This is a genomic window from Ruegeria sp. YKSF57, assembly GCF_059612585.1.
Genome location: NZ_JBXWQW010000014.1, coordinates 1 through 16,769, shown reverse-complemented (window position 1 = coordinate 16,769; position 16,769 = coordinate 1). Strand labels below are relative to the sequence as shown.

Below are 16,769 nucleotides of genomic sequence, written 5' to 3'. Positions count from 1 at the left end.
GTTTATGTGCCAATCCGTGTCTGCCAGCCCGCGCCCGGTTTCGTTCAGGCGCGCGGCGATGTCATCGGGCACATGGGTGCCGCCATGAGGCTGGCCAAGAACAATGGGGCCGTCACCATGCAGGACGTCGTAAACCTGCATCAGACCAACTCCGGCATATCGACACCGACGGCGGACAGAACCGCGCCTGCGGCCACTAGAGATTTGACAGTTTCAAGTTCGGGCGCGAGATAGCGGTCGTCCGTCAGGGGCGGGATATCGGCCCGAACCCGGTCAATCACGCGCTGTAGGGGGGCGCTGGTTGCAAGCGGTGAACGGAATTCGACGCCCTGTGCCGCACACAGCAATTCGATCCCCAGAATGTAGTTGAGGTTGTTCACCATACGCCCCAACCGCCGCGCGCCATGGGCGGCCATCGAAACGTGATCCTCCTGATTGGCCGACGTCGGCGTGCTGTCGGTGACACAGGGATTGGCCAGATGCTTGTTCTCGCTCATCAATGCAGCGGTGGTCACTTCGGCAATCATCATGCCCGAATTCAACCCGGGCTTCGGCGTCAGAAACGGCGGCAGGTCGAAACTCAACGTCGGGTCCACCATCAGCGCGATACGACGCTGTGCAATGGCACCGATTTCTGAAACGGCGAGGGCAATCATGTCCGCGGCAAAGCCAACCGGCTCTGCATGGAAGTTTCCGCCCGAAACGATGGCTTCGGGGTCAGACAAAACCAGAGGATTGTCAGTGGCGGCGTTCGCCTCAATGGTCAACGTCGCAGCGGCCTGTCGCAGAACATCCATCGCGGCACCAGTCACCTGCGGCTGGCAGCGAATGCAATAAGGGTCCTGCACCCGCGTGTCGCCCTCGCGATGGCTTTCGCGGATTTCCGAACCTTCAAGCACGACCCGCATCGCACCTGCCGCCTCGATCTGCCCCCGGTGACCGCGCAATTCGTGAATCTGGGGCTGCAGCGGGGCGGTGGATCCCATGATCGCATCGGTCGATGCCGCAGCGATCACCAGCGCGTTCTGCGCCGCGCGCCACGCTTCGAAAAGCCCAGCCAAGGCGAAGGCCGTCGAGAATTGGGTGCCGTTGATAAAGGCCAGCCCCTCTTTCGGACCAAGCTGAATCGGCTCTAATCCGACCGATTTCAATGCCTCAGCACCCGGCGCTACCTGTCCGTTCACCTCCGCTTCGCCCTCGCCGATGACCACAGCGGTCATATGCGCCAACGGCGCCAGATCACCCGATGCTCCGACCGAACCCTGCGCCGGTATCACCGGCGTGACGCCACGCGCCAGCATCTGCTGCAAAAGTTCGATCAGCTCCCACCGCACACCCGATGCACCGCGGCCAAAGGACAACAGCTTTAACGTCATCATCAGCCGAGCAAGCCGACGCGGAACAGCTTCGCCCACACCGCAGCAATGGCTGAGGATCAGGTTGCGCTGCAGGGTCGAGGTATCCTCGGGCGCAATCTTTAGGCTGGCGAGTTTTCCAAAGCCGGTATTGACGCCGTAAACCGCCTTGTCCCCCGCCGCGGCCGCGGCAATCCGCGCTGCGGCCGCCTGAACCTGAAGTTTGCAGCCCTCGTCCAACAGGATCGGAGTTTCTTTCCAATAGATTTCGGCCAGCTCGGACAGGGTGACGATGCCCGGAGTGAGCTTCAAGACGCTCATTCAGTGCCTCCAAAGATGCGTTTGTACAATGGGTTGAAGCCGATGCGATAGGCCAGTTCGGCGGGGTGTTCGACGTCCCATACCGCCAGATCGGCCCGCTGACCGAGCGCGATTGTGCCCGTGTCGTTCAGACCCAATGCACGGGCCGCTTCACGAGTGGCCCCGGCCAGCGTCTCTTCGGGCGTCATCCGGAACAAGGTGCAGGCCATGTTCATTGTCAGCAAAAGCGAGGTCAGCGGTGACGAGCCCGGATTGCAATCGGTCGCCAATGCCATCGGCACCTTGTACCGACGCAGCAGGTCGATAGGCGGTACCTGTGTTTCGCGCAGGGTATAGAACGCCCCAGGCAGGACCACCGCGACGGTTCCGGCGTCTGCCATCGCGCCCACCCCTTCTTCGTCGAGATACTCGATATGATCCGCAGATAGCGCGCCATACGAGGCCGCAAGTTTGGCACCGCCCAGGTTCGAGAGCTGTTCGGCATGCAACTTGACCGGCAATCCCAGCGCTGTCGCCGTATCGAAAACACGGGCGACTTGCCCGGGGTCAAAAGCGATCCCTTCGCAGAACCCGTCCACCGCATCGACAAGCCCTTCGGCATGGGCCGCACGCAGGGCCGGTATGCAGACCTCGTCGATATAGGCATCGTCGCGGCCCTTGTATTCGGGCGGAACCGCATGCGCACCCAGAAATGTGGTTTTGACGCGGACCGGGCGCACCTGCTCAATCCGGCGGGCGGCGCGAAGCATGCGCAACTCTGTTTCCTGATCCAGACCGTAACCGGACTTGACCTCGATACAGCTGACGCCTTCTGCCAACAGGGCATCGACCCGCGGCAGGGCATCAGCGAGCAGCTGATCTTCGGACGCGGCGCGGGTGCCATTCACAGTCGACAGGATACCACCACCTGCACGGGCTATTTCTTCGTACGAGGCACCGTTCAGCCGCATCTCGAACTCGACCGCGCGATTACCGCCGAACACCACGTGCGTGTGGCAATCGATCAAGGCCGGCGTGACAAGCCGACCGCCAAGATCCTCTACCTGCCAACCCGTGAACGCGTCCGGCAGCAGGGACGCAGCGCCGACCCACGCGATCTTGCCGCCTTCAACAGCAACCGCGCCGTTCGGTATCATCCCATACGGGGTCGCGGCGTCATCCAATGTGGCAACCTGCGCACCGCGAAGAACGAATTTTTCGGTCATGACGATTCTTTGGGGCTCCCCTTTCGAGTTGTTTTTTCGTATACGTATATAAAATTAAAGTCTACACAAAAGAGCGTCTGATGAAAATCCATGCAAAAACCGCCTTGTTAGGCTCTGATTGGGCAAGTGATCTAAGGGTGACGATTGCAGATGGCCGCATTGCCGTCATCGAATCCGATGTCGCTCCGGCCCCGGATGACCTGCAGGTGGATACCCTGCTTCCGTCATTGGCCAACCTGCACAGCCACGCCTTTCAACGCGCCATGGCGGGTATGACCGAGGTGCGCGCGGCGGGCAAAGAAAGCTTCTGGACGTGGCGCACGCTGATGTATCGCTTTCTGGACCGGTTGACTCCCGAGCAGGTCGAAGCCATCGCCGCGCTTGTTTTCATGGAGATGCAGGAAGCCGGGTATGCTTCGGTCGGTGAGTTCCACTATGTCCATCACCAGCCGGGGGGACAGACCTATGATCACCTCTCCGAACTGAGTCAACGCATCTTTGACGCTGCGGCCCAGACCGGGATCGGCCTGACCCATCTGCCGGTGCTCTACACCTATGGCGGTGTCAATCAGGAAAGCCTTGCCGGAGGTCAGTTGCGGTTTGGCAATGACGTGGATCGGTTTCTGAGGCTTGTCGACGAATGCAGGGCAATCGGTGGGATGCCCCCTGACACCCAGGTCGGCATCGCGCCGCATTCCCTGCGGGCCACTTCGCCTGCCGATTTGTCCGAAGTTCTGGCGCAAGTACCCTGCGGGCCGATCCACATCCACATTTCGGAACAGCTCAAAGAAGTCGCCGACGTCCGGGCAAAGCTCGGCCAACGGCCAGTCGAATGGCTGTTGGAAAACGTAGATGTGGATCGCCGCTGGTGCCTGATCCACGCAACCCACATGACTGATGCCGAAACCGCCGGTCTGGCGCAATCCGGCGCGGTTGCCGGGCTGTGCCCGATTACCGAAGCCAATCTGGGCGATGGGATTTTCAATGGCGCCGTCTATGTCGAAAACAAGGGCGCGTTTGGCGTTGGATCAGACTCTAACGTAAGGATTTCGCTAGTCGAAGAACTCCGCACGCTGGAGTATTCGCAGCGCTTGCGCGACATGGCGCGAACCGTGCTTGTTCCCGGCGAAGGTTCGGTCGGTCATACTCTATATACCGGGGCCGCACTGGGCGGCGCACAGGCCCTTGGCCGGGACGCCGGTGAGATCGCTGTCGGCAGGCTTGCCGATGTGGTTGCAATCAACCGCGAACACCCGACCCTGTGTGCGCTGGAGGAATGGCAACTGCTGGACGGGCTGTGTTTCGCGGCTTCCGACACAGTGGTGACAGATCTGTGGTCTGCCGGCCGGCACAGGGTTCGGAACGGAAGGCACGTGGAACGAGACGCGATCACCTCGCGGTATCGCAAGGCCATTGCCGACCTGCTGCGCGATGTCTAAACGTTTCAAACACACCAACGGTCCCCGCCAATGAACCAGAACACGGAAACAACCAGCTATCGCGACATCAAGCGGATCGTTCTGGACCGCATCCGTTCGGGTGAGTGGCGGCCAGACTCTCTGTTGCCCAACGAACAGGATCTGGCGGTCGAGTTCTCCTGTACCCGAACGACAGTGAACCGCGCCTTGCGGGAATTGGCGGACGAAGGGTTTCTGGAGCGGCGCCGCAAAGCTGGCACTCGGGTTCTCAGTTCCCCGCAACGGCAGGCCCGCTTCACGATACCGCTGGTTCGGGACGAAGTCGAAGCAATGGGCGGCACCTATCGCTATGCCCTGGTTTCGGCCGAATTGAATGGCGCGCCTGAATGGCTGGGCGCGCGACTACGGCTGGAGGCAGGGCAAAAGGTGATGCATGTACGATGCATGCACTATTCGAACAACACGCCATTCCAGTACGAGGATCGGTGGATCGTCGTCGACAGCGTGCCAGAAGTCGAAACAGCCGATTTTTCCGTCGTCGGACCAAATGACTGGCTGGTGCAGACCGTGCCCTTCACCAACGTCGAGCTGACCTTTCTGGCCAGCCGTGCAGACGCCACTCTGGCCGGGTTTCTGGATGTTCCCGAAGGAGAGCCGGTTTTCACCGCCGAGAGGATCACGTGGCTGCAAGGGCGCCCAGTCACCTTTGCCAAGTTCTATTTCGCGGCCGGATACCGGATGACAACGCAAATCTGACCTGCGCCGCTGCGCACTCTTTACCATTCGGCCAAACCAAGACACTTTCCAGAACACCACATGCGCCGCTTCGGTTCAGGAAAGGATGCGCCCATGGCCAACCCGCTTTATGATCGTCTGTTCGGAAAACACATCGGCAAACAGACACCTTTCCTGTATCTGCCCGATGACACGGTGATCACCCATTCCTCATTCCTGGACACCGCCGCGCGGATCGCAAATGCGCTTTGCGGGCTGGGGTTGGAGGCAGGTGATCGCGTGGCTGTGCAGGTGCACAAATCGCCCGAAGCCTTGGCTCTTTATGCCGCCTGCGCTCAGGCCGGGTTGATCTTTCTGCCACTCAATACTGCATATACTGTCGATGAACTGACCTATTTCATTGAAAACAGCGGCGCGAAACTGGTGGTGTGCGACGCCGCCAGTGAAGACGATCTGCAGCCCGTCACCGAAGGGCTGGACGCGCAAATAGCAACGCTCAACGCTGATGGGTCTGGCAGCTTGATGCGCCGCGCGCTGGGTATGCTTCCGGCCTTTGCTCCGATCAGGAGGAGCGCGGAAGATCTGGCCGCTTTCCTCTATACCTCGGGCACGACAGGCCGATCCAAAGGAGCGATGCTGACGCAAGAGAACCTGCTTTCGAACGCCGAAGTTTTGGCGAAGGAATGGCGGTTTACCGCAGATGACGTGTTGCTGCACGCCCTGCCGATATTCCATACCCACGGCTTGTTCGTTGCCACAAACATCGTGTTGGCGACCGGCGGCAGCATGATCTTTCTGCCCGGATTCGACCTGGATGAAATCCTGCGCCTGATGCCGCGTGCCACGTCGATGATGGGGGTGCCGACCTTTTACACCCGTCTTCTGGGCGATCCGCGTTTCACCCGCGAACTGGCATCGCACATGCGCCTCTTTGTTTCCGGCTCTGCCCCGCTGCTTGCCGATACCCATGTGCAATTCGAAGACCGCACCGGTCACCGTATCCTTGAACGCTATGGAATGACCGAAACGAACATGAACACATCAAACCCTTACGACGGCGAACGTCGTGCCGGAACTGTGGGCTTTCCCTTGCCGGGCATAGACTTGAAAATCACCAACCCGGAAACCGGAGAAATCCTGCCGCAGGGTGAAATCGGCCTGATTGAGGTTCGCGGGCCGAATGTGTTCAAGGGTTATTGGCAGATGCCCGAGAAGACCGCCGCCGAGCTGCGTGAGGACGGGTTCTTTATCACCGGCGATCTGGGGCGGATCGACGAGGCCGGCTATGTCCAGATCGTGGGGCGCAACAAGGATCTGATCATCTCGGGCGGCTACAACATCTATCCCAAGGAAATCGAACTGGTTCTGGACGAACAACCCGGAATTCTGGAAAGCGCTGTGATCGGTGTTCCGCATCCGGATTTCGGGGAAACCGTACTGGGCATTCTGGTCCCCGAGGCCGGGGCCAATCCCGACCTGGAGGCCGTGATGGCTTCGGTGCGGTCCAGCCTTGCCCGTTTCAAACACCCGCGCAAGCTGATCGTGATGGATGAATTGCCCCGCAACACGATGGGCAAGGTTCAGAAAAACCTTCTACGGAATACCTTCAAAGACCTGTTTTCCAGCGGCTGACAAAGAAACTCACCTGCGAAAAGGAAATTCTTTCAGCGCCTGGCGACCCCGTTTCGTCAGCAACCAGCACTCACGCCCCTCGAAAACGGCGCAAGCCAATGGCCGCCCATATCCTGCACCAGCGTCAAGGTTGACACGGTTGCCCCGATGTTCTGCATGCTTGGCCGGCGTATGACCGTGCACCACTAGCCATGGATGTTCACGCAGGTCTTCCAGAAACTCGTGCCGTATCCAGATCAGGTCATCCTCAGTTTGCTGTTCCAGCGGCACCCCGGGACGAATACCGGCATGAACGAACAGCAGATCACCGTCACGGTGATAGTTTACCAAGCCGTCCAAAAATCGCAGATGTTCTTCGGGAACCGCCTCGCGCGCCTGCTCATGGATCTGGAAAATTCGGCTGTCTTCACTCAGGTGCACGCCATAAGAGGCCAGCGTTTCGACCCCGCCCAGGCGTTCGTGCAGCCAGTGATGGCCAACCAGCAAGCGGTCATCGTTGGCCGGATAGTCCTGCATGAAAAGCGAGAACATCCGGTCATGATTGCCCCGCAACATGATCCAGTCCCGGCCAGCCCGCTGGCCTTCGATCAGCAAATCCAGCACTCCCCGGCTGTCCGGGCCCCGGTCGGTATAGTCACCCAGAAAGACCACACGCGCATTCGCGCCGCCATCCGACTCGATCCGGGCCAGTGCGTCCTCAAGCATCGTGCGCTGACCGTGAATGTCGCCGATTGCATAAATGGGCTGTGGCAAATTGGTTCTCCGCAATTTTCCCTTTTATTGAACGAGTTGGTTCTCAGAAGGAAGGGGAATGATCCAGGCGCGCCATCAGCATTGCAATCTGGTCACGCAACCACACATGCGCGGGTGTGTTGGTCGTGCGCTTGTGCCAAACCATCATGATGTTCACCGGCTCGACGTCGATAGGCGCCTGATACAAGTCAAGTCCGACACGCGGTGCGACCCGTTCTGCAAGTTGATGTGGCATCAACGCAATCAGATCGCTTTGCGATACCGCGTTGTAGACGCCTGAAAAGACCGGCATGGTCATGGCGACCTTTCGGGTCCGTCCAACCTTTTCCAGCGCCGCGTCGCCTAATGCCTTCAGGTTGCCCTCGGGGGAAAACAGAACATGCTGCAAGTCACAAAACAGTTTGAGCGGAATTATATCACCCGGGCTTAGGCCACTGGCGGCAAGTCTTGGGTGTCCCTTTCGCGCAATGACGACGAAATGCGAACGGTGCAGAAAACGCGACCCGACCCAGTCAGGAAATCCGGTTCGCGGCAGTATCGCAATGTCGACTCCAAACTGATCCAGCGAATGAACATAGTTGTCTGGCACCAGATCCACCAATTGCACTCTCATGCGCGGCGCATGATGGGACAGATGATCGGCCAACTGAGGCAGCAGCATTTCGGCATAAAAATCGCTGCCTGAAATCTTGAACCGGGCGTCGGAGAGTTTCGGGTCGAACCCCTTTGGGCCGGTCAGCAGGGTTTCCGTGGTTTCCAGAAGTTCCCTCAACGGAGCCTTCAGGCTTCTGGCATAGTCCGTCGGTACCAGCTTTCTGCCCTTGCGTATGAAAATCGGGTCGCCCAGCGCGTGCCGCAGTCGCCCCAAAGCAGCCGAAATTGCCGGTTGCGACAAACCGATACGCTTTCCGGCCAAGGTCGTTGATCCGGTTTCAAGCAGCGCATCCAGAACGCGCAGCAGGTTCAGATCGAAGCTTCTGAAATTCATGGTGTTAATATGTATAATAGTATCAATAAATTTCTCATATCAAAAAAGCCGGTGCAGGATCCGCCTGAATGAAACGGGCAGGCCAACGGAGGGGTCATGAAGGGCATAGCGTATTGGTTCATGGTTATAGCGGTTGTTGCCGCATTGTGCGGGATGGCATGGGGCATTCACATGGCGGCGAGTCAGGATCACACCCTGTCACCTGCACATGGACATCTGAACTTGCTGGGATGGGTCAGTTGCGCGATTTACGCGTTCTATTACCACCTGGTTCCCGAAGCGGCCCAAGGACCGTTGCCGCGCCTACACTTAGCGCTGTCATTGGCGTCCCTGGTGATCCTCGCGCCGGGAATCGCGCTGGCCATTCTCGGGCAAGGCGATGGTATGGCCAAGTTGGGATCAGTTCTTGCGTTGGCTGCGATGGCAAGCTTTGGCTTTATCGTCATTCGCACCGCTCGGGTAGCGCGAGAGATCCACGTATGAGAGTGGGAAGCCGAGTGTGAAAACGCCGCCTGGTGGGGCGGCGTTTCCGCAGTTGGTGTATCAGGCGACGTCGAACTCCAGCGGCTTGATCTGGGTAAACAACCCGGTTTCGGCCAGCTTGGCCCGCGCCTCGGCCGGAACCTGTTCATCAACGTAAAGCAAGGCAATCGCCTCACCCCCTGCCGCAGCGCGACCGAGCGTAAAGTTGGCGATGTTGACGCCATGCTCGCCCATGGTTCCACCCAAAGTACCGATGATGCCGGGGACATCCTCGTTGGTGGTATAAAGCATGTGCGCGCCGACCTCGGCATCGATATTGATACCCTTGATCTGGATGAACCGGGGCTTGCCATCAGAAAACACGGTGCCCGCAATCGAACGTTCTCGTTTGTTGGTAACCACTGTTACCTTGATGTAGCCATCGAATGACCCGGACTTGTCCTGATTGGTCGTCGAAATCTGAATCCCGCGCTCTTTAGCCACGACCGGGGCCGAGACCATGTTCACCTCGGGGTTCGATTTCTTCATGATCCCCGCGACCAGCGCACAGTTGAGTGCGGCAAGGTTCATCTCCGAGGCGACACCATCGTATAGGATGTTGATGGCCTTGATCGGTTCATCGGTCATCTGGCCGACAAAACTGCCCAGATGGCCCGCAAGCTTGATCCATGGCCCCATGACCCTGGCTTCTTCCGCCGTAACGCTCGGCATGTTCAAGGCATTTTCCACCGCACCAGTCAGCAGATAGTTCGAAATCTGCTCAGCCACCTGCAATGCCACGTTTTCCTGTGCTTCGGTCGTGGCGGCGCCCAGGTGAGGCGTGCAAACAACGTTGGGCAGATTGAACAACACATTGTCCTTTGCCGGCTCTACACTGAAAACGTCGAATGCTGCCCCGGCGACGTGGCCGGATTTCAGCAGGTCAGCCAGCGCCTCTTCGTCCACCAGTCCCCCGCGGGCGCAGTTGATGATGCGCACGCCCTTCCTGGTTTTTTCCAGGTTTTCGCGACTCAGGATATTGCGCGTCTGATCGGTCAACGGCACGTGAAGCGTGATGAAATCGGCGCGCTTCAGCAACTCGTCAAGCTCGACCTTTTCGACACCCATCTTGTCCGCTTTCTCGTGGCTGAGATAGGGATCATAGGCGATCACTTTCATTTTCAGGCCATGCGCCCGCTCACAGACGATGCCGCCTATGTTGCCAGCGCCGATGACACCCAACGTCTTGTTGGTCAGTTCGATCCCCATGAACTTGGACTTTTCCCACCTGCCCGCATGGGTCGAGGCGCTGGCCTCGGGGATCTGACGTGCGACCGCAAACATCATCGCGATTGCATGTTCGGCGGTGGTGATCATGTTGCCAAAGGGCGTGTTCATCACGATCACACCTTTCTTGGACGCGGCATCCTTGTCGACATTGTCGGTGCCGATCCCGGCGCGACCAATGACCTTGAGCTTGTCGGCTCTTTCCAGAATCTTTTCGGTCACCTTGGTGGCCGAACGGATGGCGAGGCCGTCATATTGGCCGATGATTTCAGCCAGTTTTTCCTTGTCCTTGCCCACGTCGGGCAGGAAATCCACGTCGATTCCGCGGTCGCGGAAGATCTGAACGGCGGTTTCGCTCAGCTTGTCGGATACGAGTACTTTGGGGGCCATTTCAGTTGGTCCTTTGAGATATTTAGGGTGTGGCGGACTGAAGCCCGCCGTACATCGGTGATGGGGTAGGCCGGGCTTCGGCCCGGCATATGAAATTCAGGCAGCTTGGGTCCGCGATGCAATCTCGACCTCGAACGTCCATTCCAGCCACGGCAGCATCGCCTCGATATCCGAGGTTTCCACAGTACCGCCGCACCACACGCGCAGGCCCGCAGGCGCGTCGCGATAAGCGCCGATATCCAGCGCGATATTCTCGGCCTCAAGCCGTTTGGCCACCGCCTTGGCAAAGGCCGCGCCGTCCCGGATGCGATCATCGGTGAACTTCAAACAAACCGATGTATTCGAGCGCGTGGCGGGGTCTTCGGCCAGATTGGCAATCCAGTCATGACGGTCGCAAAAGGCGTGGATAGCATTCGCATTGGCGTCCGCACGCGAGATCAAACCTTGCAGCCCACCAACGGAACGCGCCCAGTCCAGCGCGAACAGATAATCCTCGACCGCCAGCATTGACGGCGTGTTGATCGTGGCCCCCGTAAAGATGCCTTCGATCAGCTTTCCGCCTTTGGTCAGGCGGAAAATTTTGGGCAGGGGCCATTCAGGCGTGTAGCTTTCCAGCCGTTCGACAGCGCGCGGAGAAAGTACCAGCATCCCATGTGCCGCTTCGCCGCCCAGAACCTTTTGCCAGCTGAAAGTGGTCACATCCAGTTTGTCCCAGGGCAGGTCCATCGCAAAGGCGGCAGAAGTCGCGTCGCAGATGGTCAGGCCCTGACGATCATCCGCAATCCAGTCGCCATTCGGAACCCGCACGCCCGACGTCGTGCCGTTCCACGTAAAAACCACGTCATTTGCGAAATCGACCGAGGTCAGATCGACGATCTTCCCGTAATCCGCGGTTTTTACCTCGGCATCGACCTTGAGCTGCTTGACCACATCGGTCACCCAGCCGGAGCCAAAGCTTTCCCAAGCCAGCATTTCGACCTTGCGAGCGCCCAGCAGCGACCATAGCGCCATCTCGACAGCACCGGTATCCGAAGCGGGCACGATGCCGATGCGGTAATCCGCCGGAATACCGAGAACCTCGCGAGTACCATCAATGGCAGCTTTCAGCTTGTCCTTGCCGATTGCGGCGCGATGCGACCGGCCCAGTGCGGCGTCGGCAAGCTTCGTCAGATCGAATGTGGGGGGTTTGGCGCAGGGGCCAGAAGAAAAGCGCGGATTGGCCGGCCGCGTTGCCGGTTGAGCGATAGTCATAGGTGTTACCCTTCCAGATATACGCCCCTCGTTGGGGAGGGGTGTCCCGCGGTTAGAGCTATTGCGCCGCAGCGCGGCAGGCAAGTGCGAAAGCGGCCGAAATCGCCGCTTTGGAACTCATTTCCGACGCGTATCGGCTACGATCGGAAACTTGCGTTTCTTGATTGAAATTCGAACAGCAGTCAGGTCTCCCGACCCAACCGGCCTTTCGGCCGCAAAAAATCACTTTATTGCAATCTCTTGCACTCAAAACTCCGGCATTGCTCCACATTTCATTTGGCTCACAGGCTTCGGTGTCCAGCTTACAACTGCTCTCTGGTGAAATTTCTGCGCCTGCGCTATGCGGCTTACCCAAGACAGGAGATCCCGAATGCATATCGCCACGTTGCTGACCAATCCTCAGAACCCGATCCTTGAGGCCGTCTTGGTCGAGTCGTTGCGCAATGCATGGGGCGGGGGCGAGGCAGTCTGGCTGAATCCCGGCGTCGCAGCCGAATTTCAGTTGGCCAACATACCGGTCAATCACTGGGATATCTGGGCCGAGATGCAGGGCCTTGGCGTCGACCTCGTGATCCAGCCAGCACAAGGTCGCCGCAAGAAAATGCTGCTTGCAGACATGGACAGCACGATGATTCAACAGGAATGCATCGACGAACTGGCGGACGAAGCAGGCGTGGGCGATCACGTCAAGGACATCACTGCGCGGGCGATGAATGGTGAGTTGGATTTCGAAGGCGCACTGATCGAACGGGTCGGTTTGCTGGAGGGTCTGGATGAAGGCGTGATTGCCAAGGTTCTGAACGAGCGGATCACGTTCATGCCGGGTGGGCGGGAACTGGTTGCGACCATGCGCGCGAACGGGGCTTATGCTGCGCTGGTGTCTGGCGGCTTCACCGCCTTTACAGCGCACGTGGCGGCAACCCTTGGGTTTGACGAGAACCGGGCCAATACCCTGCTTGTGGCCCAAGGCAAGCTCACCGGGGGCGTTCAGCGCCCGATTCTGGGGCGCGAAGCCAAGATACAAGCGCTGCACGAGATCACCTCCCAATTGGGCATTGCCACATCCGATGCAATTGCCGTCGGCGACGGCGCCAATGATCTGGGCATGCTTGGCCTTGCTGGCACGGGTGTAGCCCTGCACGCCAAACCATCAGTCGCCGCGCAATGCGACGTGCGGATCAATCACTGCGACCTGACGGCCTTATTGTATCTGCAAGGCTATTCCTCTGACCAGTTTGTGGTGAAATGAATGTCACGAGTCTGCCTCGGCTGAATTCCCTTTCCATTATTTAACTTTTGTGTTAAATAATGGATATGACGAACCTGTTTCCCATATTTTCGGCCCTGTCCGACCCGACCCGATTCGCAATCATCGAGCAATTGATGGAACTGGGCGAACAACCCGCCGGAGACCTGATCGAAGGCAAAGGCATGTCTGGTGCTGCCATTTCGCGCCACCTCAAGGTTCTGCGCGAGGCCGGTTTGATAAACCAACGCGTGAACGGAACCCAGCGGTTGTACTCTGTCCGCGCCGAGGGCCTGCGTGCCATCGCCGAGTGGACCATTTCGAAACGGCAATTCTGGGAATCCAGCCTCGACCGTCTGGGCGAACTAATCGAAAGGGAAAACACATGGCCGACCTGAGATTGAAGCGGGATTTTCCCGTCAGCCCGGAAACCCTGTTCGCCTGGATCAGCGACGGCGCCAAGCTTGTGCAATGGTGGGGGCCCGAAGGGTTGCACGTTCCCAAGCACAATCTGGATTTCACCCGCACCGGTCCCTGGTTTTCGGTGATGGTCAACGGCGAGGGGCAAGAATTCAAGGTTTCGGGTCAAGTCACCCATGTGAATCCTCCGACCTCGGTTGGTTTTACCTGGGGATGGCATGACGAAAACGATCAGCGCGGCGATGAAAGCCACGTGATGCTGACGGTTGAAGCAACTCGGACCGGATCGCGGCTGGTGCTGGACCATCGCGAACTCGGCGACGACGAGCTCAGCGCACGCCACGAAGAGGGCTGGACATCCTGCCTGCGCAAGCTCGAAGCCAATCTGAACTGATTTTCACCAAGGGAGGTAAAACAATGCCGGAATTCATTTTTGCCTATCACGGGGGCAAGACCCCGGACACGCCGGAAGAAGGCGAAAAAGTCATGGCTGCATGGAAGGCCTGGTTCGAAGGCATGGGAGAGTCGGTCGTCATTCCCGGCGCGCCCGTCGGCATGTCCAAGACCGTAAGCTCGGGCGGTATCGCCGATGATGGCGGCGCCAATCCGCTTTCGGGTTATTCCGTCGTCAAAGCGGCGGATATCGGCGCGGCAACGGAAATGGCCAAGGGCTGCCCAATGGTGGTGACCGGAAACGGCTCGGTCGAAGTGGCCGAGATCATGGAGATGTAAAGTTCTGCCAGATCGGCCGTCAGATGAACCCGGCGGCCGGTTTTATCACTCCGCACTCGATACCCCGGCGGCTGTACTGCGTCGCATTCAGGTACTTTCGAGTTGCCGGATGGTTCGCATCCAGAACGCCCAGATCAACCAGAATGGCCGCAATCGCGCATTCACTGGCCCGTGTCGTGCCATCGGCGATTTTCACCGCCACCCCCATCCTTTTTTCCGGAATGATCGCGACATAAACCGCTTCGGCCCCGGTCTTGATCGCCACGCGCCCGTCCATTGCGCGCATGAGTTCGGTACAGGCTTTGCCTTCGCCCGCCACCAACTCGGGATGCTTGATCATCGCGCCGACAAGTTGTTGAGCAGCATCGCTTTGCCGGTCAGACCGGTCAGCGGCCGACGCAAACCACGCCATCGATCGCGCAAAGCCTTTTAGAGAAGTCTGAAAGTTCGGAGCAGAACAACCATCAATCCCGTATCCCGGGCTGGTCTCGCCCGTAACTTCCTCGAATGCGGCCAAACAGGCTTGCTGTACCGGATGATCGATTTCCACGTATTCCGGCCCGGCCCCCATGTGCTGCGCCAGCGTCAGAAATCCCGAATGCTTGCCCGAACAGTTGTTGTGGATCTGGCAAGGCGTATCGTCAGCCAGAATCAGACCGTCCCGCGCCGCCATGTCCGACGGTTCCTGCGGGCCGCAGCGCAGATCCGTCTCGCCCAGCCCCAGATGATCCAGCCATGCGTTCACGCGGTCGGTATGGATCGCCGCGCCGGTATGTGACGCGCAGGCCAATGCCAGATGTTCGGACCCCAACCCATATTTCGCCGCCGCACCGGACGTTACCAACGGCAACGCCTGAATCATCTTGGCGGACGAGCGGGGATAGATCGTGGCATCGGGATCACCCCAGCTTTGCACGATCTGACCGCTGTCGTCGCATATCACCGCATGCCCCAGATGCAGGCTTTCAAGCAGCGAACCGCGCCACACTTCTGTCATCGGTACCGGATGCGTCACGACGTCCCTCATTTTCCTGCGCAAAATTCTGCCAATCGCCCTTTCGCCCATGGCGAAATCTGCGTTAGTGTGTGTATGTCGGCAAATGATGGGCAGCGCAATATGAGACAGGCCGCAAAGACCTGCATGCGCGCCCGGATAACTTGAGGTAGAAGTCGGGCTAGGAGGCTGGACAAATGGGATCAAAGCTCGTCCGCATAATTGCGGGCCTGTGCATGGCCGGAATGGCCACCACCGCAATCGCTCAGCAAGCGCAAAGCACCAACCGGGTCGCCGCCAAGACCGACTGGAGTGTTTTCGTGGAAAGCGACCCAACAGAATGCTGGAGCGTTTCGGCGCCCAAGGAGACCGTGAACACCCGTGGCGGTCGTGTCGTATCGGTACGACGCAGCGATATCTTGCTGTTCGTGTTCTTCCGGCCAGAAAAAGACGTAAAGGGGCAGGTGACCTTTACTGGCGGCTATCCGTTTGCACCGGGATCGACAGTGAACCTTGTTGTTGATGGCACCGAGTTCGAGCTGATCACGGATGGCGAATGGGCCTGGCCCGCCACCCCGGCCGAAGACCTTAAGGTCGTGACCGCCATGAAACGCGGCTCCGAGGCGGTTCTGACCGCGCGCTCGGCTCGCGGCACGCAGACCAAGGACACGTTCTCTCTGCTTGGGTTCACAGCCGCCGTCGAAGATGCCGAGAAACGCTGCGCAAACTGATTGCAATCAGCAAAACACAGGAAAGCCCCGCCGATCCGGACGGGGCTTTTTTGTTTCCCGGTCCCGAAAAAGATTGCGTCCTCCGGCGGGCACAGGGCACTTTCGACCCGGCCAGACCCGGGCCGCTTCGGGTTTCCCAAAGGAAGTTCACATGCGCAGCAGCAAGACAATTCACGTCATCTCCGCCCATGCCGAAGGCGAAGTCGGCGATGTCATCGTCGGTGGCGTGACTCCTCCGCCGGGTGACACGCTGTGGCAGCAACGATCGTTCATCGCGCAAGATCAGACGCTGCGAAATTTCGTACTCAACGAACCGCGCGGTGGTGTATTTCGACATGTGAACCTGTTGGTGCCCCCCAAACACGCCGACGCGGATGCCGCTTTCATCATCATGGAGCCCGAAGACACGCCGCCGATGTCGGGATCAAACTCGATCTGCGTGTCGACTGTGCTTTTGGACAGCGGCATCATTCCGATGCAGGAACCCGTGACCGAACTGGTGCTGGAAGCGCCGGGAGGCTTGGTCCGGGTGCGCGCCGATTGCCGGAACGGAAAGGCCGAACGCATCCATGTGCAGAACGTCCCCAGCTTTGCCGACAAGTTAGGCGTACCGCTCGAAGTTCCGGGACTGGGAACGATCACCGTCGACACCGCCTATGGCGGCGACAGTTTTGTGGTGGTGGATGCCGCCGCGTTGGGGCTCGAGATCATCGAATCCGAAGCCAAGCACATCGCCCGTTTGGGCGTGGCCATCACCAATGCCGCGAACGAACAACTCGGGTTCTCGCATCCAGACAACCCCGATTGGAATCACATCTCTTTTTGCGCCTTCTGCGGCCCCCTTTCCAC

At 59.0% G+C, this 16,769-nt stretch carries 17 protein-coding genes; 10 read left to right on the top strand and 7 right to left on the bottom strand.

Translation table 11 applies throughout. The features are described 5' to 3' along the window. Positions 1 to 140: 140 nt before the first annotated feature. Together hutH and hutI are read right to left on the bottom strand one after the other, a co-directional pair. Positions 141 to 1,676: a histidine ammonia-lyase gene (gene hutH, locus AC2FLX_RS07935; RefSeq protein ID WP_496809811.1), complete on the bottom strand. Its 1,536-nt coding sequence runs from the start codon at positions 1,674 to 1,676 to the stop codon at positions 141 to 143. Further along, positions 1,673 to 2,881 (bottom strand): imidazolonepropionase, encoded by a 1,209-nt coding sequence (gene hutI / locus AC2FLX_RS07930; RefSeq protein ID WP_496809812.1) that lies wholly within the window; start codon positions 2,879 to 2,881, stop codon positions 1,673 to 1,675. The genes hutH and hutI overlap by 4 nt, the downstream gene beginning before the upstream one ends. Positions 2,882 to 2,961: 80 nt before the next feature. Between hutI and AC2FLX_RS07925 the strand changes: the two genes are divergently transcribed. The 3 genes from AC2FLX_RS07925 to AC2FLX_RS07915 all read left to right on the top strand — a co-directional run bounded on the left by AC2FLX_RS07925 (position 2,962) and on the right by AC2FLX_RS07915 (position 6,666). Further along, on the top strand, positions 2,962 to 4,320 hold the full coding sequence (locus tag AC2FLX_RS07925) for a formimidoylglutamate deiminase (protein ID WP_496809813.1): 1,359 nt from the start codon (positions 2,962 to 2,964) through the stop codon (positions 4,318 to 4,320). A gap of 30 nt (positions 4,321 to 4,350) precedes the next feature. Beyond that, positions 4,351 to 5,055 carry a histidine utilization transcriptional repressor HutC gene (gene hutC, locus AC2FLX_RS07920; protein ID WP_496807526.1) on the top strand — a complete coding sequence of 235 codons (705 nt, stop codon included), beginning with the start codon at positions 4,351 to 4,353 and terminating at the stop codon, positions 5,053 to 5,055. A gap of 93 nt (positions 5,056 to 5,148) precedes the next feature. Beyond that, positions 5,149 to 6,666, top strand: a complete 1,518-nt coding sequence (locus tag AC2FLX_RS07915) for a malonate--CoA ligase (protein WP_496809814.1) — start codon at positions 5,149 to 5,151, stop codon at positions 6,664 to 6,666. 9 nt (positions 6,667 to 6,675) lie between these two features. Here AC2FLX_RS07915 and AC2FLX_RS07910 read toward each other — a convergent pair whose 3' ends face one another. Then, on the bottom strand, positions 6,676 to 7,419 hold the full coding sequence (locus AC2FLX_RS07910) for a metallophosphoesterase family protein (protein WP_480748878.1): 744 nt from the start codon (positions 7,417 to 7,419) through the stop codon (positions 6,676 to 6,678). A 43-nt stretch (positions 7,420 to 7,462) separates the two neighbouring features. Further along, positions 7,463 to 8,407: a LysR family transcriptional regulator gene (locus AC2FLX_RS07905; RefSeq protein ID WP_480748879.1), complete on the bottom strand. Its 945-nt coding sequence runs from the start codon at positions 8,405 to 8,407 to the stop codon at positions 7,463 to 7,465. Positions 8,408 to 8,503: 96 nt separating this feature from the next. On the opposite strand from AC2FLX_RS07905, the gene AC2FLX_RS07900 reads away from it, so the two are divergent. Next, positions 8,504 to 8,890: a hypothetical protein gene (locus AC2FLX_RS07900; RefSeq protein WP_480748880.1), complete on the top strand. Its 387-nt coding sequence runs from the start codon at positions 8,504 to 8,506 to the stop codon at positions 8,888 to 8,890. Between the two features lie 60 nt (positions 8,891 to 8,950). Here the strand turns inward: AC2FLX_RS07900 and serA are convergent, their stop codons facing one another. Next, positions 8,951 to 10,546 carry a phosphoglycerate dehydrogenase gene (serA, locus tag AC2FLX_RS07895; RefSeq protein ID WP_496746576.1) on the bottom strand — a complete coding sequence of 532 codons (1,596 nt, stop codon included), beginning with the start codon at positions 10,544 to 10,546 and terminating at the stop codon, positions 8,951 to 8,953. A 96-nt stretch (positions 10,547 to 10,642) separates the two neighbouring features. Beyond that, the gene (locus AC2FLX_RS07890) at positions 10,643 to 11,797 is read right to left on the bottom strand and encodes a phosphoserine transaminase (RefSeq protein WP_496809815.1); all 1,155 of its coding nucleotides are present in this window, start codon (positions 11,795 to 11,797) and stop codon (positions 10,643 to 10,645) included. Between the two features lie 370 nt (positions 11,798 to 12,167). On the opposite strand from AC2FLX_RS07890, the gene serB reads away from it, so the two are divergent. The 4 genes from serB (at position 12,168) to AC2FLX_RS07870 (ending at position 14,195) form a co-directional block, all read left to right on the top strand. After that, positions 12,168 to 13,046 carry a phosphoserine phosphatase SerB gene (gene serB / locus AC2FLX_RS07885; protein WP_480748883.1) on the top strand — a complete coding sequence of 293 codons (879 nt, stop codon included), beginning with the start codon at positions 12,168 to 12,170 and terminating at the stop codon, positions 13,044 to 13,046. 65 nt (positions 13,047 to 13,111) lie between these two features. Beyond that, complete coding sequence (locus tag AC2FLX_RS07880) at positions 13,112 to 13,441, top strand: ArsR/SmtB family transcription factor (protein ID WP_480748884.1); 330 nt, start codon at positions 13,112 to 13,114, stop codon at positions 13,439 to 13,441. Next, positions 13,429 to 13,857, top strand: a complete 429-nt coding sequence (locus AC2FLX_RS07875) for an SRPBCC family protein (protein ID WP_480748885.1) — start codon at positions 13,429 to 13,431, stop codon at positions 13,855 to 13,857. Before AC2FLX_RS07880 ends, AC2FLX_RS07875 begins: the two co-directional genes overlap by 13 nt. Positions 13,858 to 13,880: 23 nt before the next feature. Beyond that, the gene (locus AC2FLX_RS07870; protein ID WP_480748886.1) at positions 13,881 to 14,195 is read left to right on the top strand and encodes a YciI family protein; all 315 of its coding nucleotides are present in this window, start codon (positions 13,881 to 13,883) and stop codon (positions 14,193 to 14,195) included. Positions 14,196 to 14,214: 19 nt separating this feature from the next. On the opposite strand, the gene AC2FLX_RS07865 is transcribed toward AC2FLX_RS07870, so the two are convergent. Continuing rightward, a complete protein-coding gene (locus tag AC2FLX_RS07865) occupies positions 14,215 to 15,210 on the bottom strand; it encodes an asparaginase (RefSeq protein ID WP_496809816.1) in 996 nt (331 codons plus the stop codon). Positions 15,211 to 15,386: 176 nt separating this feature from the next. Between AC2FLX_RS07865 and AC2FLX_RS07860 the strand changes: the two genes are divergently transcribed. Then, complete coding sequence (locus AC2FLX_RS07860; RefSeq protein ID WP_480748888.1) at positions 15,387 to 15,920, top strand: invasion associated locus B family protein; 534 nt, start codon at positions 15,387 to 15,389, stop codon at positions 15,918 to 15,920. Positions 15,921 to 16,071: 151 nt separating this feature from the next. Then, on the top strand, positions 16,072 to 16,769 hold a 698-nt coding region (locus AC2FLX_RS07855; protein WP_496875404.1), incomplete at its 3' end, for a proline racemase family protein.